Origin of the sequence: Dawidia soli (genome assembly GCF_018598185.1) — a bacterium.
Taxonomy (GTDB): Bacteria; Bacteroidota; Bacteroidia; order Cytophagales; family Cyclobacteriaceae; genus Ohtaekwangia; species Ohtaekwangia soli.
Window position 1 is genome coordinate 167,252 of sequence record NZ_JAHESC010000001.1, and the last position, 17,983, is coordinate 185,234.

Sequence of the window (17,983 nt, forward strand, 5' to 3'; positions counted from 1 at the left end):
GATCAATGTACAAATTCCTGATGGGTTTTAATAAGCTCGCGCGCGGCTACCTGGCCGGAGATCAGGGCGGGTGGTACACCCGGTCCCGGTACCGTGAGCTGTCCTGTATAAAACAGGTTACGTACCTTTTTGTTTCGCATGGAAGGCTTTAGGTTCGCCGTCTGTAGCAAGGTGTTGGCGAGGCCATAGGCATTTCCCTTGAATGCGTTGTAATCCTGTATAAAATCCTGGTGGGCATAGCTGCGTTGATAGACGATATGCTCGCGCACCGATTGCCCCGTGAGCTGCTCCAGCCGCGTCAGCACGCGATGTAAGTACTGTTCGCGGATCGCGGTGGTGTCGGTCAGGCCCGGTGCGACGGGGATCAGTATAAAAAGATTTTCGCAGCCCGCCGGCGCCGTCGTGGGATCTGTCTGTGACGGGCAGGAGACATAGAACTGCGGCGCCGAAGGCCACCGCGGGTGATCGTATATTTCCGCGGCATGCCGGCGGAAGTCTTCGTCGAAGAACAGCGTGTGATGCAACAATCCGTGGAGCTTTTTGCCGATGCCCAGAAAGTATATCAGGCTTGATGGTGCCAGCACGCGCTTTTGCCAGTAGACTTCGCTATACTGCCGGTGCGACGCCGGCAGCAGGTGTTGCTCTACGTGGTGGTAATCCGCGCCGGCCACGATATAGTCGAACGGGTGGAACACACCGTCGACGACCACGCCGGTGGCCTCCGCGCCGTCCAGGGCAAGCTTCTCTACCGGGCTGTTAAAGACGAAACGCACGTCCAGCGTACGGGCTAGCGCCGTTATGCCTTCGATGATGCGGTACATGCCACCCTGGGGGTACCAGGTGCCCAATGCCATATCGGCGTAGTTCATGAGGCTGTATAACGCCGGGATCTTTTCGGGCGAAGCCCCCAGAAAGAGCACGGGAAACTCCAGCAGCTGTACCAGCCGCGGGTCGCGAAAGAACTTCCGGATGTATGCCGAAATGGATTGGAAGACGTGCAGGCGGAACGTGTTCCTGATCACGTCCGTACGCAGCAGCTCGCGCACGGATAGCCCGGGCTGATATACCAGGTCGCGCATGCCGATGTCGTATTTGAACTTACCTTCCTCCAGGAAGCGTTGCAGCTGCCGGCTGCTGCCGGGCTCCAGCCGCTCGAACATGCGGTACAGGGCCTCTGTGCCCGCGGGTATGTCGAGCACATCGCCGGCTGCATAGACAATGCGGTAAGAGGGATCGAGCCGCCCGAGGGTGTAATAGTCGGAGGTTTTTTTTCCAAACTGTCCGAAGAACTGTTCGAACACGTCGGGCATCCAATACCAGCTGGGGCCCATGTCGAACGTAAAGCCGTCGGCCTCGAAGACGCTGGCCCGCCCGCCCGCCCGGGCGTTCTTTTCGAAAACCGTTACATCAAAGCCGTCACGGGCCAGGAAACATGCTGCCGACAACCCGGCAAAGCCGGAACCGATTACTGCTACACGCGGCATGGTTTAATATCCCTGCAGTCTTTTCTGGATCTCTTTCCGCGCCTGGAAGATGCGATTCTTCACCGTGCCGATGGGAATGCCGAGGCGTTCGGCAATCTCGTGGTAGCGATACCCGGTGGTATACATCTTGAACGGCATGAGCAGGTCCTCTTTGATGGCGTGCACATTGCGCCAGATCTCCTGGAACTGCATACGCTCCTGCGGCCGGGCAAAAGTGTGTTCCTCCTCGAGATTGAGCAGGTACAGCTTCTTCGTGTCGTCGTGCGTGGTACGCGCCCGTTGTGAACGCCGGTAGTTATTGATGAACGTGTTCCGCATGATCGTAAACAGCCATCCGTTCAGGTTGGTTTCGTCGCGGAACTTGTCACGGTACAGCAGGGCCTTGAGCATGGTATCTTGTACAAGGTCATGTGATTCCTCACGATCGCTGGTGAACCGGCGCGTAAACATCTGCAGGGTAGGTCGCAGGCGGGCGATTTGGTACGTGAATTCGACAGAGGTCATGTCTTTTTTTGTTTAAATAACACCTAATTATATTCAACAAATATACTGAAATGACAAAATGATGCAATGATTGTTCAATTTTTTGTTTAAAAAACTAAACGAAATGGGTAAGGCATAAAATGACTGGACGAACGGTGAGCGGCCGTTGTATAGATAATTTACACAAGAAAATATCATACCCGCTAACGATTTCGCGGGATTTTGAAAGTGTAAAACGCGTTCGGGACTTAGAAGAAGCGTTGCAGCCCGGCGGGTGTGGAAAAGGTCTGCACGTTGCCCACCGTCTCGCCCTGGAACCGCGTAGTTTGTACACCTGATGCGAGCACGGTAAGATTCGGAAAGTCGTGGGTGAGTTTCTTATAATAGCTTTCGAGACTGCCGGTGAGCGGACTGGTAATGACGGTTACCAGGATGGCGGGCTGTTGCACCTCTACGATCCTGACCAGGTCTTCGTGCGGCACATTCTGCCCCAGATAATACGTGCGGAAGCCGGCTTTGCGCGCCAGGAAGTTATAGAATAACAAACCTAGCTCGTGCATCTCACCTTCGGGCAGGTATAGCAGCAGCTTGCGTGAACCTTTGGCGGGCAGGGTCAGGCCGTCGATGGCGACAATGATCTTCTGGCGAATGAGGTTGGAGATAAAATGCTCGTGGGCGGGTGTGATGTTCTGCGTCTGCCACAGGATGCCGATCTTTTCAAGGAATGGGTAAATGATATCCGAGATGGTCTTCTCAAAACCGTAGCGCAGGATGAGCGTATTCAGGTTCTTTTCAAACATCTCTTCTTCCAGGCCGATCATGGCCAGCACGAGCTGGTCGATGTGTACGGCTGCGTCGCCGCGCAGCTCGCTGATCTCAAGAACCTTGCGATTCATCTCGTCCAGGCTCATCTCGGCAATACGCGAGATCTTGATGCCGTTGTTGTTGAGCAGGGAAACGTTGATCAGCTTTTTGAGGTCGTCATCGGAATAATACCGGATGTTGGTCGTCGTGCGGGCGGGCGCAATTATTTTATGGCGTTTCTCCCAGATGCGGATGGTGTGCGCTTTGATACCCGAAAGTTTCTCGAGTTCCTTGATCGAATATTTACCCATAACCGTTTATTAACGTTCTAAAAACCCCGGAAGGCCAAAAATGTTTTTTTTATCTATCATTATCTGTGGGAAGTTCTATATTCCTGATCCCAACCCTGGTTCGGTATGTCCGTGGAGGTTCTAAAAATAGCAAAAGACTGGTTTTCCGCGCAGGGATGGAGTCCTTTTCCTTTTCAGGAAGAATCGTGGCAGGCATACCTGGACGGGTACAGCGGCCTGGTCAACGCGCCCACGGGCAGTGGTAAGACCTACTCGCTGATGATACCGGTCATGCTGGAGTATATACGCAACCATCCCGACGACTACAGAACGCGCCGCAACAACGGCCTGCAGGCCATCTGGATCACGCCCATCCGGGCGCTGTCCAAAGAGATCGAGCTGTCGGCGAACCGCCTGATCAACGGGCTGGGCCTGCCGTGGCGCGTCGGCGTGCGCTCGGGCGATACCTCTACCAAAGAGCGGGCCGCGCAGCGTACCAAACCGCCCGAGCTGCTCATCACGACGCCCGAAAGCCTGCACCTGCTGCTGGCACAGAAGGGCTACGCGGATTTCTTCCGGGAGCTGAAGGTATTGGTTGCCGACGAGTGGCACGAGCTGATGGGCAGCAAGCGCGGCGTGCAGGTGGAGCTGGCGTTGTCACGCCTCAAGACCCTGGCGCCGGCATTCAGGGTGTGGGGCATCTCGGCAACGATCGGCAACATGGAGGAAGCCCTGCAAGCTTTGCTCGGAAATTATTACTATGACCGTCCGTTCAAAACGATCCGCGCCGATATTCAAAAAAAGATCGAAGTGATCTCGGTCATGCCGGATACACTCGAACGCATGCCGTGGGCGGGACACCTGGGCATCCTGCTGTTGGATAAGGTCATCGATATTGTCCGGAAGAGTCAGACGACGCTGATCTTTACCAATACGCGGTCGTTTGCCGAGATCTGGTATCAGAAGATGCTGGACAAAGCGCCGGAGCTGTCGGGTGTTATCGCGATGCACCACGGCTCGATCAGCCAGGAGCTGCGCAACTGGGTGGAGGAGCAGCTCCACACCGGCAAGCTGAAAGTCGTGGTCTGTACGTCGAGCCTCGACCTGGGCGTAGACTTCCGTCCGGTGGAAACGGTGGTGCAGGTCGGTGGGCCCAAAGGTGTTGCGCGCTTCCTGCAGCGCGCCGGCCGCAGTGGTCACCAGCCGGGGGCCGTAAGCCGTATATACTTTGTACCGACACACTCGCTGGAGCTCATGGAAGCGGCGGCCATACGAGAAGCGATCGAACGCAAGGTGGTGGAAGACCGGCTGCCCTATATCCGGTCGTTCGACGTATTGATGCAATACCTGGTGACGCTCGCGGTGTCCGACGGCTTTGACGCCGACAGCACACTGGCGGAGATACGCGGCACCTTCAGCTTTGCCAGCGTGACCGACGACGAGTGGATCTGGATCCTCAACTTCCTCACCAACGGGGGCGACTCGTTACAGGCCTATGATGAATACCGCAAGGTGGTGCCGCACAACGGCGTGTACCGCGTCGAGAACCGCGCCATTGCCATGCGCCACCGGTTGTCGATCGGCACGATCGTGAGCGATAGCTCGATGTACGTCAAGTTTGTGTCGGGCAAATACCTGGGCACGATCGAAGAGTATTTTATTTCACGCCTCAGTCCCGGCGATGTATTCTGGTTCGCGGGCCGCAACCTGGAGCTGGTGCGCATCAAAGACATGGAGGCGCGGGTGCGCAAGTCCAACAAGAAGTCCGGCCTGGTGCCATCGTGGCAAGGGGGGCGGATGCCGCTCTCCTCGCAGATGAGTGAATTGATCCGCAACAAGCTCGACGAAGTCGTGCGCGGCGTGGCGCACGACGAAGAGCTGCTCTTTTTACGGCCGCTGTTCGACCTGCAGCGCCAGCGCTCGCACCTGCCGGGTAAAAGCGACTTTCTGGTAGAGTACTTTCAGAGCGACGAGGGATATCACGTCACGATGTATCCCTTTGAAGGCCGGTTTGTGCACGAGGGCGTGGCGGCGCTGGTGGCGTATCGCATCGCCCAGATCCAGCCGATCACATTCTCGATCGCCATGAACGACTATGGCTTCGAGCTGTTGTCCGATCAGCCGATCCCCATCGAAGAGGCACTCGAGACCGACGTGCTCGGCACGACAGACCTGTTAAAAGACATTCAGGCCAGCGTCAACTCGACCGAAATGGCCCGCCGCAAGTTTCGCGACATCGCCGCCATTTCGGGACTGGTGTTCAAAGGCTACCCCGGCAAGCCGGTCAAAGACCGGCACCTGCAGTCATCGTCGCAGTTGTTCTTCAACGTCTTTCACGACTATGAAGGGCACAACCTGCTGCTGCGCCAGGCCTACGAGGAGGTGATGGACTTTCAGTTAGAGGAGGCGCGCCTGCGCCGGGCGCTGGACCGCATCGCCCATCAGAAGATCATGATCACGTATCCCAAAAAGCCTACGCCCTTTGCCTTTCCCATCATGGTAGACCGCATGCGCGAAAAACTCACGACCGAGAAGATCGAAGATCGCATCCGCAAAATGGTGATGGAGTATGACGAGTCGTAGCCGGCCGACATGTAATTTTTTGGGAAGAATGTGTAGGAAAATGCGGAGGAGGGAAGGTTATCTCGTTATAGTGTATGGATGACAATTAATGGCAGTAACGCCTGTGTGGCTTAAAACAAAAATGTCCTGGTGTGGAGGCCAGGACATTATTTGTATTTCCTTTAGGGATTAATAGTCGTTGTTTCTGCGGTTGTAACCACCGCCACCACCGCCACCGCTTCTGTAGCCACCACCGCCACCGCGGGGAGCATCGGTCTTGGGTCTTGCTTCGTTTACGACCAGGGTTTTGCCCAGGAAGTTGAATCCGTTAAGGCTAGTGATAGCCTGACGACCAGCAGACTCATCCGCCATTTCGATAAAACCGAAACCACGGCTGCGCTGCGTTACTTTGTCCATGATGATCTTGGCCGAAGAAACTTCGCCATACTCTTCGAATAATCCCTTCAATTCCTGCTCGGACGCCTTAAAAGGGATGTTGGCAACGTAAATGTTCATTGTTGAAAAATAGTAAATGAGAAATTAGTTTGTGTGAACTGGCAAACTTACCTGGAAACTACTTCGAGGGTCTTAGTAAAGCGTGACAATTAACATATGCAAGGTAAGGAATTTTTTGAATTTTCAAATTTTCGCAGTTTTCTTCATTTTTAGCCTAAAAACACGGTTTTTTTAGTGTCCCGGACAACACCGGGATGCCCGCCGGCCCCGTTGCCCCATCCTTTTAGCCGCCGGCGGAATAGAAGTTGACGAACCAAATCAGGTTTTTCAAACCGTTGCGCCGGGTGTGGCGGAGGGGTATAGACACATCGCCTGCCCTATACGACAGTTGCCGGCGCGTCACACACAACGCACATCGGAGCGCCTTACCGTGTGTTCTGGCAAAAGCACGACAATGGCAGCAGACACATGCGCACACGGTAGTTTGGTAGAGTACAATTCCGCATATTCGCCGACCTAACCGAACAACCCAATATGACACGAACATTTTTGGCTGCCTGGCTGTTGGTCCTGGCCCTGGCAGCACCCACCCTGGCTGCGCCTGGCTTTGACGTCAGGTACCTGCAGGTGCGCTGGGAGATTGTCGAGAACAATTACCAGGGCAGAACGCAGTTCCTTTCTGCCTTTACGTTCACCAACACCGGCAAGACTGATTTTCCCAAAGAAGGGTGGACGCTATACTTCAATTTTATCCGCACACCCCTCGCGGGCACGACCACGGGTGGGGTAAACGTCGAGCGCCTGAACGGCGATTTGTTCCGCCTGGTGCCGCAAGCCGGCTTTGCCGGGATACCGGCCGGCAAGTCGCTGCGCGTAGAGTTTATCGCACGCGACTGGGTGATCAATTATACCGATGCCCCCGCCGGTCTGTACCTGGTGTGGCAGGATGCGCCCGCTGCCGGTATACCGATAACGAACTATACTGTGCTGCCCTCTACCGAACCACGCCAATACAATCGCTTTGACGGCGACAAGATCGGGCTCATTACGCCGCAGGTGTTGTACGAGCAAAACAAGCGCTCCCGCGAAGTACCGGTGCAGCAGCAGGCGCCTGTCTTCCCGACGCCGGTGTCGTACCGCAGCGGCAACAGCACTTTTATTCTGACGCCACAAGTGCCGATCCAGGCCGATGCGGCCTTTAAACGTGAAGCCAATTACCTGGCCGGCGAGCTCGCCACGTTGCTGGGCAAACGTCCGCTGCTGGCCGCGGCCACGGGAGGCGCCGCCAAGATCATCCTGCAACAGAAGGCGATGCCCGAAGAGGCCTATAGCCTGGAGGTAAAGCCAGAGGGCATTACCATTGCGGCAGGTTCTGCCAAAGGTATATTTTACGGCATACAGTCGTTGAAGACGCTTATACCACCCGCGGCGTGGGCCGCACCCAACAGCGTGGTCCGGATTCCGGAAACGACCGTACAAGACGCCCCCCGCTTCGGGTACCGCGCGTTCTTTATCGATGTCTGCCGCAACTTCCAGGAGAAGAAAGAGATCCTGAAGCTACTCGACCTGATGGCGCTGTATAAGCTCAATGTGCTGCACTTTCACGTGACGGACGACGAAGGGTGGCGCCTGGAAATACCCGGCCTGCCGGAACTGACCGAGATCGGCGGCCGCCGCGGCCATACCACGACGGGCGAAGATCATCTGCAGCCTTCCTTCGGCTCCGGCCCGGACGTGAACGGACGTTTTGGCTCGGGCTATTACACGCGGGGCGATTATATCGAGATCCTGAAGTATGCTACCGAGCGGCACATCGAGGTTATTCCCGAGCTGGAAACGCCGGGCCATGCGCGCGCGGCCGTGGTAGCCATGAATGTGCGCGCCAAACGCCTGCAACAGGAGGGGAAACGCGAAGAGGCTGCCCGCTACCTGCTGCGCGATCCGGAAGACGCTTCGGAATATCTTTCCGTGCAAGGCTGGACGGACAACGTCATGAACGTGGCCATGCCTTCTGTCTACACCTTCCTCGAAAAAGTGACCGACGAAGTGATCGCCCTGTACAAGGAAGCCGGCGCACCGCTTAAAACGATTCACTACGGCGGTGACGAAGTGCCGGCCGGCGTGTGGGAAAGATCTCCCGCCGTGCAGAAACTCATGGCCGCCGAGCCCACGGTCAAGACAACCAACGACCTGTGGTATTATTTCTATGGAAAGGTAAGCCAGATGGCCGCCGGCAAAGGATTGTATATGTATGGCTGGGAAGAGATCGCCATGCGCAAGACGCTGCTCGACGGCAAACCGCACTATATACCCAATCCCGACTTTGTGCAGAAGGGATTCCAGGTAGATGTCTGGAACAATGCGCTGGGCTGGGGCTCCGAGGACCTGGCCTATCGCCTGGCCAATGCAGGCTACAAGGTTGTGCTGTCGTGTGTGAGCCACCTGTACTTCGATATGGCGGTATACAAGGCCTTTGACGAGCCCGGCTATTACTGGGGCGCATTTGTCGACGTAGACAAGCCCTTCTACTTCATTCCGTACGACTATTTCAAAAACGCGAAGGAAGACCGCCTGGGCAATCCGTTAGACCGGTCGATCTTTATCGGCAAGGAACGCCTGACCGACTATGGCAAATCCAACATTGTCGGCATTCAGGGGTTGATCTGGGAGGAAACGGTGCGCGGGCCGGAGCAGCTGGAGTATAAAATATTGCCCAAGATGCTGGGCCTGGCCGAGCGCGCCTGGGCGTCTGACCCTGCGTGGGCGACGGAGAAAGACCCGGCCCGGAGCGAGGCGCTGTATACCGACGCATGGTCGTCGTTCTCTACTATCATCGGCACGCGCGAGCTGCCCCGGCTGGATTATTATGCCGGCGGTTTTCAGTACCGCATACCGTCGCCGGGGGCCGCCGTGGTGGACGGCAAGGTGGTCGTGAATCAACAGCTGCCCGGCTTTACGCTGCGCTATACGACCGACGGCACCGAGCCTACGGTGAAGAGCCCGGTCTATACAGCACCCATTGCCGCCAAAGGAGAGATCAAAATAAAAGCATTCAATACACGCGGCCGCGCCGGAAGAACCAGCACCGTCAGGAACCCCTAACCCGATAGCCTTATGCAAAACTCTTTGACAACCCAACGTGTGTTATCGATCGATGCCTTTCGCGGCATAACGATCCTGGTCATGATCTTTGTGAACGAGCTGGCCGGCGTGCAGGGCATACCGGCCTGGATGAAACACATGCCAGCGACAGCCGACGCCATGACGTTTGTCGACGTGGTGTTTCCGGCCTTCCTGTTTATTGTCGGCATGTCTATACCCTTCGCTATTGCCAGCCGCCGCGCGAAAGGCGACAGTGTAGTCCAACTGAATGCGCACATCCTCTTCCGCACGCTCGGGCTACTGGTCCTTGGCTTCTTTATGGTCAATGCCGAGGGTGGCTATAATGAAGCTGCCATGGTCATCTCGCTGGCGTTGTGGTCGCTGTTGTTCTACGTTGGGGTGATCCTGATCTGGAATGTCTATACTTCGCTGAGCAAGCCTGTTGTATACGCCCTTCGGGCCGCGGGCGTGGTATTGCTGTTGGTGCTGGCGTGGCTGTATCGCGGGGGCGAAGACGGCACGGAAACGATGACACCGCAATGGTGGGGGATACTGGGTCTCATCGGCTGGGCGTACCTGGTGGCTTGCCTGTGGTACCAGCTGGCGCGCGGAAGGCTGTTCGGTATCTGCGCCGGCATCGTTTTGTGCCTGGGCTTGTATATACTTGGCAAAGCGGGTATTGTGAAAGATGTGCCGGTACTGGGGTGGATCGCCGGCCAGGCAGGGCATGCCATCCATACGGCGATCGTACTCTGCGGCATCGCCACCTCGCTCATTGTCTTTGACCGCAAGCACGCGCACAGCAATGACCGCCGGTTCCTTGAAGTATTTGCGTTTGCGCTCATCCTGGTGGCTGCGGCCTTTCTGCTGCGTCCGTATTACAAGATCTCCAAGATCTATGCTACGCCTTCCTGGGCGTTCTACAGCGCGGCGAGTTGCTGCGTCATCTTCGCGCTGCTGTATTGGCTCGTCGACCTGAAGCGCATCAACCGCTGGACGGCGTTTTTTAAGCCTGCGGCCGCCAACCCGTTGCTGACCTATATCATACCGTTTATCCTGTATGCACTTCTGCGCCTGCTCCACACGCATTTTCCCACGTTCCTGTATGAAGGGGTTGTCGGCATCGTGTGGTCGATGGTGTTTGCCGTGGCCATCATGGCCCTCGTGATCGGGTTGAACAAGCTCAGGATCAGGTTGCAGCTGTAGCCAACGTGCCCGCATGGTATCTGCCTTACAACAACATATTCAAAAGTTTGTCAGGATCCCGGACGAAGACATGTCCGGGATACTGGCCTGCTTCACGCCCCTGCACCTCAAGAAGAAAGAGAACCTGCTGGCGGAAGGCAACGTCTGTCACGCGAACTACTTTGTAGTGAAGGGCTGCCTGCGCATGTTTTACATCAACGACAAAGGCGACGAGCAGACGATCCAGTTTGCACTGGAGAACTGGTGGATGGCGGACTACGATTCGTTCACCCATCAAAAGCCCGGACTGTTTTCCATTCAGGCCGTCGAGCGGGCGGAGGTATTGGCGCTGCACTACCAGGCGCAGGAAAAGATGCTGGCGCAATATCCGGTGATGGAACGTTATTACCGGTTGATGCACCAGCGGGCGCACGCTGCCTCGCAGCGGCGCATCCGCGGGCAATATAATTTCTCGCGCGAAGATCAGTACCTGAACTTTGCGCGGCAATACCCGGAGTTCGTACAACGGGTGCCCCAGTACCTGCTGGCGTCTTTCCTCGGCTTTACCCCCGAGTACCTGAGCGAGATCCGCGCGAAGAGGCGATCTTAAACCTGTTTAAGAATTGCGGCCCGGCGGCCCGGTACCTTTGTTCCATCAAACCACAACAACAATGGAACAAAGAATTAAGATCGATCAGGTATTTCCGGAAGCCATCAAAGGCATGATGGGGCTCGTCACTGCCTTGAGCAAAACCAATCTGACACCGATCCAGAAAGAACTGATCAAGATCCGTGCGTCTCAGCTTAATTCCTGTGCTTACTGCCTCGACATGCATACCCGCGACGCCCTCAAATATGGAGAGACCCCACAACGCCTCTTTGTACTGAGCGCCTGGCGCGAAACCGATCTTTTTACGGAGGAAGAAAAAGCGCTGCTGGCGCTGACGGAGGAGGTAACGCTCATTCACCAGAACGGCGTGACGGACGAGACATATAAACAGGCTGAGAAGTTCTTTAGTGCTGAAACGATCGCGCAGATCATTATGGCCTCGGTGCTGATCAATGCCTGGAACCGCATCGGTGTGAGTACACACATGACGATACCGCGGTAAGAGACGGTACCCGGGAGCAGGGCAGGAGGCCCGCAACCAGTGGCATGCAGATGCGCCTGTCCTTTAGAAACTATTTCATCTCTGGCGTAAGCCTGTCGGAAGTCTGGCGTAACGCTAAGGCATCCCTGCCTTTGTCCGTGCTGGAAGCAAAAAGGCCATTCTGTTCTCGAAGCAGAATGGCCTTTTATATGGCTGCGGTCGGTGCTTAGTAAGCGCGGTCCACCGTGCCCGATCCATAGATTTTCTTGGTGGCGGTCTTTGTATTGCCTTTGTGTTTTACGCTGCCGCTGCCCTGAATGACGGCGTCGATGTTGTTTGATACGTTCAGTTCGGCGGTGCCGCTGCCGGTAACTTTTACCTTGGCTGTTTCCAGCGGGCAGTTAAAGCCTTTGATGGCGCCCGATCCGCTGACGGTAGCGTCCACCGAAGTAGCATAGCCTTTCAGTGTCAGCGAGCCGGAACCGCTCACTTCGGCTTTTATGGTGTTGCCTTTGAGGTCGACGTCCATCGTGCCGCCGCCGTTTACACCGAGGTTGACGTAGTCGGCTGCGATCGAGTTTTCGGAAATGATCTTGCCGCCGCCGTTCACCTGCAGGTCGTTGATGTTCTTCACGCTTACGAACAGCTTCATGGTGGGGTTTAATTTGATGTCGTCGATCTTGGCCTACAAGCTCTTGTTGGGCGACTCAGGCTTGCGCTCGATGTTGATCATGAGGATGCCGTTCTCGACTTTGATATCGCTCACCGAAAAGATCTCGGTCAGGGCTTCTACGGTAACCTCCTGCTTGTTGGTTTGTTTCAGGTAAACGGTATAGTTGGAGTTTACATAGATTCCCTTGAATTCCGGCAGTTCCAGGGTCTTTTTGGTGGTTTGAGCAAATGTCACGACGGCCATCAAAAGGGCCGCGGACAGAGCAAGTGTCTTTTTCATACAGGATTTGATCATTGAATGTTCTGGGTAAATAACGATCCCCCGCTGAAATTATAAAATCATCCTGACGATTAAAAGCGTCACTGATCGCCGGAATCGTCGGCGATTGTGGCAAACCGGCCACAAACCTTACCTTCCTTTGCGGAATATGGCCTTGAATATCAGGATAAAAGCGATTCCCCCGATGCACATCACAAGCAGTACTTCGGGGGTTATTTGGTTGACGGCGTGCATCCGGAAGAAGCGATTTTAAGGTATAGTCAGTAAAGTGTAGTGGTTACAACACTAGTCCCGCAAATGTACGCGTACGACGTGCATATCCGCGGTCATAAACAGGGTTTTCTCATCGGCCGTCAGGGCGCAGTTGGACACCGGCACCGGCATTTTGATCTTGCCCAGCACTTTTCCGGCGCTGTTGAAGATCCAGAGGCCGCCGGGGCCGCTGGCAAAGATGTTGCCCTGCTTGTCTACCTTCAGTCCGTCGGGCAGGCCTTGTTCGGAGGACGCTGCTTTCGTGGCGTCGTAGAAAATGCGGGCGTTTACGATCGAGTCGTCTTCGGCAATGTCAAAGGCGTACCAGATCGCTTTCTTCGAGTCGGAGTTGGCCACGATGAAGGTCTTGCCACCCGGCAGGAAGGCGATGCCGTTGGGGCGGGTAAGCGAGTCTACCGCGACCGTGGTCTTGCCGTGCGACATGCGGTATACGCCGTTGATCGGCGTCTCTTTTGCACTGTCGGTATCGGCCTGGGTCAGCAGGCCGTAGGGGGGATCGGTAAAGTATAGGTCGCCGTTGGGGCGATAGACGGCATCGTTGGGACTGCTGAGCTTTTTGCCGCCGATCGTGTCGGACAGGGTCACAAAGTTGGGCTGCGGGTTGTTGAGCGGTGCGGCCATCATGGCCACGCGGCGGTCGCCGTGCTGGCAGAGCACCAGTTTTCCATCCAGGCTAAGCGTTAGGCCGTTGGAGCCCATCTCGCCGCCGCGGGGTGTCTCGCCGGTATAGCCGGAGGGTGTGAGGTATACGGAGACTCCTTTGCCCTCCGACCACTGGTGAATGGTGTTGGTGGGCACGTCTGAGAAGATCAGGGTCTTGGTCTCTTCCAGCCAGAGGGGGCCTTCGCTCCACTCGAAACCGGAGGCGATCACTTCGGGCTGCGTGCCGCGTTGTAAAATGGCGTCCAGGCCGGGGTCAAGACGTTCTACGGTGCCGATGGGACCGGTTTCTTTGGAGGTACAGGCTGCCAGGAGAAAAAACATAGCGGACAGGGTTGCGTATTTCATACAGGCTAAGGTTAGGCATCAAACGATTGTTCCGGTAAAGTTAACGTGATCGCCATATCGTCCAAGGGGTGGGCAGGTTTTTTACGCCGGGCCGTGATCTTCGGGGGTTTGTGCTTACTTTTGCCCGCTATACTTCGGCACCGTGCGCATCAGTAAAGGCTTTATCAAGAGTTCGTTGATCTATACCGTGGCAGGCATGCTGCCCATGGCCAGCGCGGTGATCCTCATGCCGTTCTACATCCAGTACCTGTCCACCGACCTGTACGGGGTGGGTATGGTCTGCCTGGCGTTCTCGGCCCTGGTGCAGATCCTGGCGTCCTACAGCTTCGACACGTCCCTGTATGTAAATTATCATGAGCTGAAGCACGATGCCGCGCGCCTGCGCATGTATGTCAGCTCGGCGTTTATCTTTATGCTGATGCTGGGCGTCGTGCTCATGCTGTTCTTTGCGCTGAGCGGTGAGTTCCTCTTCACGTACTTCATCAAGAAGAAACAACTTTCGTTTTATCCTTACGGGCTGATCTCGGTAGGCATCGGGGTGTTCCAGGCGATCTTCAAGGTGCACAGTAACCTGCTGCAGACACGCGAGAAGTCGGAGACATACCTGTGGGCCAACGTCATCAACTTTACGATCATTGCCGTGACGTCGGTCACCGGCATGGTCCTTTTTCCGGATACGCTGATCGGCCCCCTGGGCGGCCGGCTGCTGTCGGGCGGGCTCATGACGGCGTGGGTACTCGTGCGCGTGTTCCGCGCGTACGGATGGCATTTCAAAAGCCCCTGGCTGCAGACCTCCGCCCGGTTTAACGCCCTGGCGTTTGTATACCAGGTGCTGCAATGGGTGATCAACTATTTCGACAAAATGCTGATCCCCATCTACCTCACGTTTTCGGCGGTCGGGATCTATGACTTTGCCACCAAGTGCCTGGTGCCGGTCGAGCTTACGCTCAACGGACTGAACAGCACCATCGGCCCCAAGGTGGTACAGCGCATGAACGAGCAGAAGGTCAAGACCGCCACGCCGGAGATCAACCGGTACTACTACGGGCTGGTGTCGGTCATCCTGCTGATGTTGTGCCTGTCGATCGCCTTCATACCGTGGATCGTCGACCTGTTTGTGAAAAAGAGCGGGTATGCAGCCGCGTTGCCCTATATACCGTTCATTGCCGTGGTCTTTATCTTCCGGGCGATGCGCCTGTATTTTGTCACACCGTATACCATCCTGAAGAAGATGGGCACGCTTACCGCCATCAACGTGTTTGTCTCGGCGCTGAAGATCGGCCTGATGGTAGGGCTCATCGCCCAGTGGCAGCTGTACGGCGTGGTGGCGTCGGCGGTAGTAGCGTATGCGGTCGAGCTCGTACTGCTGTGGTATAATCTGAAGGATGATTACACGATGCGCTTCAATGCGTTTAAATTATTTATTGCGCCGCTGCTGATGTTTGTCGTCATCGTGGTGGGCGAGCCCCTGCTGGGCGTGCATTATCCGCTGCCGGTACACCTGGGCTATGGCGTGTTGTGCGCGGGATTGTTGTACGTGGCATACCGCAACGAAGTAAAACTGATCGATCCATTTAAAATAATAAAATAACGATGGCCGGATTTGTAGGCGCCTGTAGTCGTGCATTGTCTGTCACCGACGCGTCCGTGGCCCGCGCCGCGCAGGAAACGGTATATTCCCCCAAAGCTACCGCGGCCCCGGTGTTTACGGATCACGCGCTGATCGTGCACCGGTCGTACTTCGGCTTTTTAGAGACGACACGCCAGCAGGCGCAAGCCGGAGGTCTGCACGTCTGGGTCGATGGTGAGATATACAATCAGCCGGAGCTGTCCACCGCACCCGGAGAGGCATTTGCCGACACGCTCCTGCAACACTACCGCGACGGCCGCCTGGAACAACTGCTGGCCCGCGTGGATGGGGTATTCGTTGCCTTGCTATACGACACCGACCGCCGCCAGCTGCACGTCATGGCGGACCGCTACGGCCTGCGCCCCTTTTACCTGTATCATGGCCAGGGCCATCTGCTCTTCGGCGCCGAAGTAAAGTGTTTTCTCGAGCTCGAAACGTTCACACCGCGCATCCGGCGGGATATGGTCGACAGCTTTATGCATCTGGAGCATTTCCTGGGCGACACCACCTGGTTCGAGGGCGTATGGGTAGCGGCCCCGTCTACGTGGTATACCTACTCGCTGGACGACGACAGCCTGCGGCAGAAGCGTTATTGGACCTGGGCCTCGATGAAGCCCGTGTCGCTGACGCTGGACGAAGCCGCCGAAGAAATGGGCATGCTGCTGGACCAGGCCAACAAGTCGCGCGCGATGCAGGACGGCTACACGGTGGGCGTGGCATTGAGCGGGGGTATGGACTCCCGCGCGATCCTTGCCGCGGTGCACCGGCAGCATCCGCCCACGTATACGTTTGGCATAGAGGGCAGCGCGGATGTGGCGGTGGCCAGACAGGTCGTGGCGGTGGCGGGTGTGAATCACATCGCCTACGACACACATGTGGATCACTGGCTGGAACGGCGCTTCAGCGGTATCTGGAAGACCGACGGCATGTTTAACATGTACCACATGCACTACTCGCACCTCATGGACAAGATCGCCGCCGTGATGGACGTAAACCTGAGCGGCTTCCTGGGCGACGCCGTGATCGGGGGTACGTACCTCAGCAAAAAGGGCAAGACCTTCATGAGCCAACGCATCAATGCCGACGTTGCCAGACACTATTACGGTCCCTACCATACCCAGTGTGACCTGAACGATTCCTTCTTCGACCTCGACAAAGTAGACCCGTACCTGTTTTATAACCGGGGCCGCCGCATGATCGGCATGGGCGCCGAAGAGGCGGCGAAGATCATACCGCAGCGCGTGCCGTTCATGGACAACAAGCTCATGGCGTTGTCGTACGGTCTGCCGGACGAATACCGTGCTCACAGCCGCGTATATTATCGTGCGCTGCTGCGTAAATACCCGGAGTTCTACAAGGCCATACCCAACGCTTCTTCCGGCGTGCCGCTCGTGGAGCATCCTACGCTGGCCTATACGCTGCGCAAGAAATATAACAAGCTGGTATATGCCGTGAAGTACAAACTGGGCATCCCGACCTCGTACACCGACGTATACAACTGGATCAAGGTGCCCGAAACCGCTGCCGCGATCCGGCAACTGCTCGATCGTAAAACGGCGTTGTATGCACAATACACATCGGATGACTACGTCGCGAAGTTCCTGGAGCCGCACGTACAGGGCAAGCATAACTATATGAAGCAGGTTATGGGTGCGGTGACAGTGGAGATCTGGTTGCAGCAGGTATTTAATAAGAAATACCGGCGGTACGAAGCGAAGTAAACAACCTCAACAAAAAGTCTATGAACGGAACCATACGCGCGAACATAAAGCCCGGCAGCCATGTGAAGATCGTCCTGAAGAAGGATCAGAAGACGGGCACGCTCACAGAAGGCATTGTGAAAGACCTGTTGACATCCGCGCCGAAACATCACCGCGGGATTAAGGTGCGGCTGCAGGACGGGCAGATCGGCCGCGTGCAGGAGATCCTGGAATAATACGGTTTGCCATGTCTACGCCTGTTCACCCCGCGCATCTAGCTGAACCTCCCGAAGGGCTGGAGCAGGAGGTGCTGCGACTGGAGGCTGAACTGCAACGGGCGGAGGCGACGCTGAACGCCTTTGAGCAGGCGGTGCGTGCGCAGCTGGGGGAGCAGATCCGGCAGATACGCGTCCTGACAGCGGTATATAAAGCCCGGAAGGCTGCGAAGAAAGAGAAGCGGCGCGAGCAGAAGCGCAGGGGAAAAAACTATAAAGAACCGCAGGGCCTGCTGCGGCCCCAGGAGACGCGGGAAGACGACGCGCCGGTTGGCGACGGCCCGGCCGAGTTAAAGCGGCTGTACCGCGAGGCGATTGTACAGGTGCATCCCGATAAGTTTCCCGAAGCGAGCGAAGCGGAGGGACGGCAGGCGGCGGCGTTGACGACGCATTTGAATGCGTTATACGAACGTGGTGATCTCGAAGCGCTGCGCGATTTTCATGAGCACATCCTGGGCGAACAGCCATTGCGGCATACGCCGTATGCCGTGGCGGGAAATGCTACGCGCAATTTCCTACTGCATAAGAAGGAGCAGCTGGCAGCGGCATTGGAAGCGTTGCTTCAGTCGCAGAGCTATCAACTGGCTGTTGAGCCTGATCGTGGTAAGTTGATGGATGAATTGCGGGAGCAGTTTGTACAGCGGATTGCGCAGTTGACGAAAAGGACGAGGCAATAATACATCTGCCC

Annotated in this window: 14 protein-coding genes and 1 pseudogene; 9 read left to right on the forward strand and 6 right to left on the reverse strand. The window is 56.3% G+C overall.

The window, feature by feature from the left end; all coding sequences use genetic code 11:
- Positions 1-2 precede the first annotated feature (2 nt).
- The 3 genes from KK078_RS00685 to KK078_RS00695 form a co-directional block, all read right to left on the reverse strand.
- On the reverse strand, positions 3-1,484 hold the full coding sequence (locus KK078_RS00685; RefSeq protein ID WP_254088300.1) for a phytoene desaturase family protein: 1,482 nt from the start codon (positions 1,482-1,484) through the stop codon (positions 3-5).
- Positions 1,485-1,487: 3 nt separating this feature from the next.
- Positions 1,488-1,988 carry an RNA polymerase sigma factor gene (locus tag KK078_RS00690; RefSeq protein ID WP_254088301.1) on the reverse strand — a complete coding sequence of 167 codons (501 nt, stop codon included), beginning with the start codon at positions 1,986-1,988 and terminating at the stop codon, positions 1,488-1,490.
- Positions 1,989-2,215: 227 nt separating this feature from the next.
- On the reverse strand, positions 2,216-3,082 hold the full coding sequence (locus tag KK078_RS00695) for a MerR family transcriptional regulator (RefSeq protein WP_254088302.1): 867 nt from the start codon (positions 3,080-3,082) through the stop codon (positions 2,216-2,218).
- A gap of 105 nt (positions 3,083-3,187) precedes the next feature.
- Between KK078_RS00695 and KK078_RS00700 the strand changes: the two genes are divergently transcribed.
- On the forward strand, positions 3,188-5,644 hold the full coding sequence (locus KK078_RS00700; protein WP_254088303.1) for a ligase-associated DNA damage response DEXH box helicase: 2,457 nt from the start codon (positions 3,188-3,190) through the stop codon (positions 5,642-5,644).
- Positions 5,645-5,812: 168 nt separating this feature from the next.
- On the opposite strand, the gene KK078_RS00705 is transcribed toward KK078_RS00700, so the two are convergent.
- Positions 5,813-6,139, reverse strand: coding sequence for an RNA recognition motif domain-containing protein (locus KK078_RS00705; RefSeq protein WP_254088304.1), 327 nt, complete (start codon positions 6,137-6,139; stop codon positions 5,813-5,815).
- 474 nt (positions 6,140-6,613) lie between these two features.
- Here KK078_RS00705 and KK078_RS00710 point away from each other — a divergent pair, with 474 nt between their 5' ends.
- The 4 genes from KK078_RS00710 to KK078_RS00725 all read left to right on the forward strand — a co-directional run bounded on the left by KK078_RS00710 (position 6,614) and on the right by KK078_RS00725 (position 11,478).
- Positions 6,614-9,181, forward strand: coding sequence for a family 20 glycosylhydrolase (locus tag KK078_RS00710; RefSeq protein WP_254088305.1), 2,568 nt, complete (start codon positions 6,614-6,616; stop codon positions 9,179-9,181).
- Positions 9,182-9,193: 12 nt separating this feature from the next.
- Positions 9,194-10,387 carry a DUF5009 domain-containing protein gene (locus KK078_RS00715; protein WP_254088306.1) on the forward strand — a complete coding sequence of 398 codons (1,194 nt, stop codon included), beginning with the start codon at positions 9,194-9,196 and terminating at the stop codon, positions 10,385-10,387.
- Positions 10,388-10,400: 13 nt separating this feature from the next.
- Positions 10,401-10,976: a Crp/Fnr family transcriptional regulator gene (locus tag KK078_RS00720; protein WP_254088307.1), complete on the forward strand. Its 576-nt coding sequence runs from the start codon at positions 10,401-10,403 to the stop codon at positions 10,974-10,976.
- A 61-nt stretch (positions 10,977-11,037) separates the two neighbouring features.
- Positions 11,038-11,478, forward strand: a complete 441-nt coding sequence (locus KK078_RS00725; RefSeq protein WP_254088308.1) for a carboxymuconolactone decarboxylase family protein — start codon at positions 11,038-11,040, stop codon at positions 11,476-11,478.
- Positions 11,479-11,683: 205 nt separating this feature from the next.
- Here KK078_RS00725 and KK078_RS30745 read toward each other — a convergent pair.
- Both KK078_RS30745 and KK078_RS00740 read right to left on the reverse strand, forming a co-directional pair.
- Positions 11,684-12,424 (reverse strand): annotated as a pseudogene (locus KK078_RS30745) (head GIN domain-containing protein).
- 270 nt (positions 12,425-12,694) lie between these two features.
- Complete coding sequence (locus KK078_RS00740; protein ID WP_254088311.1) at positions 12,695-13,690, reverse strand: SMP-30/gluconolactonase/LRE family protein; 996 nt, start codon at positions 13,688-13,690, stop codon at positions 12,695-12,697.
- A 142-nt stretch (positions 13,691-13,832) separates the two neighbouring features.
- On the opposite strand from KK078_RS00740, the gene KK078_RS00745 reads away from it, so the two are divergent.
- The 4 genes from KK078_RS00745 to KK078_RS00760 are packed head-to-tail and all read left to right on the forward strand — an operon-like array spanning position 13,833 to position 17,972.
- Positions 13,833-15,281 (forward strand): lipopolysaccharide biosynthesis protein, encoded by a 1,449-nt coding sequence (locus KK078_RS00745; RefSeq protein ID WP_254088312.1) that lies wholly within the window; start codon positions 13,833-13,835, stop codon positions 15,279-15,281.
- 2 nt (positions 15,282-15,283) lie between these two features.
- On the forward strand, positions 15,284-17,041 hold the full coding sequence (locus KK078_RS00750) for an asparagine synthase-related protein (protein ID WP_254088313.1): 1,758 nt from the start codon (positions 15,284-15,286) through the stop codon (positions 17,039-17,041).
- Positions 17,042-17,061: 20 nt separating this feature from the next.
- Positions 17,062-17,256 carry a YwbE family protein gene (locus tag KK078_RS00755; protein WP_254088314.1) on the forward strand — a complete coding sequence of 65 codons (195 nt, stop codon included), beginning with the start codon at positions 17,062-17,064 and terminating at the stop codon, positions 17,254-17,256.
- Between the two features lie 11 nt (positions 17,257-17,267).
- A complete protein-coding gene (locus tag KK078_RS00760) occupies positions 17,268-17,972 on the forward strand; it encodes a J domain-containing protein (RefSeq protein WP_254088315.1) in 705 nt (234 codons plus the stop codon).
- Positions 17,973-17,983: the final 11 nt, after the last annotated feature.

Excerpts from the sequence above, each read along its gene's own strand:
- KK078_RS00740 (WP_254088311.1), bottom strand. The coding sequence starts at position 13,690 with ATGAAATACGCAACCCTGTCCGCTATGTTTTTTCTCCTGGCAGCCTGT.
- KK078_RS00685 (WP_254088300.1), bottom strand. The coding sequence starts at position 1,484 with ATGCCGCGTGTAGCAGTAATCGGTTCCGGCTTTGCCGGGTTGTCGGCA.
- KK078_RS00715 (WP_254088306.1), top strand. The coding sequence starts at position 9,194 with ATGCAAAACTCTTTGACAACCCAACGTGTGTTATCGATCGATGCCTTT.
- KK078_RS00760 (WP_254088315.1), top strand. The coding sequence starts at position 17,268 with ATGTCTACGCCTGTTCACCCCGCGCATCTAGCTGAACCTCCCGAAGGG.
- KK078_RS00755 (WP_254088314.1), top strand. The coding sequence starts at position 17,062 with ATGAACGGAACCATACGCGCGAACATAAAGCCCGGCAGCCATGTGAAG.
- KK078_RS00720 (WP_254088307.1), top strand. The coding sequence starts at position 10,401 with ATGGTATCTGCCTTACAACAACATATTCAAAAGTTTGTCAGGATCCCG.
- KK078_RS00705 (WP_254088304.1), bottom strand. The coding sequence starts at position 6,139 with ATGAACATTTACGTTGCCAACATCCCTTTTAAGGCGTCCGAGCAGGAA.
- KK078_RS00725 (WP_254088308.1), top strand. The coding sequence starts at position 11,038 with ATGGAACAAAGAATTAAGATCGATCAGGTATTTCCGGAAGCCATCAAA.
- KK078_RS00700 (WP_254088303.1), top strand. The coding sequence starts at position 3,188 with ATGTCCGTGGAGGTTCTAAAAATAGCAAAAGACTGGTTTTCCGCGCAG.
- KK078_RS00695 (WP_254088302.1), bottom strand. The coding sequence starts at position 3,082 with ATGGGTAAATATTCGATCAAGGAACTCGAGAAACTTTCGGGTATCAAA.
- KK078_RS00750 (WP_254088313.1), top strand. The coding sequence starts at position 15,284 with ATGGCCGGATTTGTAGGCGCCTGTAGTCGTGCATTGTCTGTCACCGAC.
- KK078_RS00710 (WP_254088305.1), top strand. The coding sequence starts at position 6,614 with ATGACACGAACATTTTTGGCTGCCTGGCTGTTGGTCCTGGCCCTGGCA.
- KK078_RS00690 (WP_254088301.1), bottom strand. The coding sequence starts at position 1,988 with ATGACCTCTGTCGAATTCACGTACCAAATCGCCCGCCTGCGACCTACC.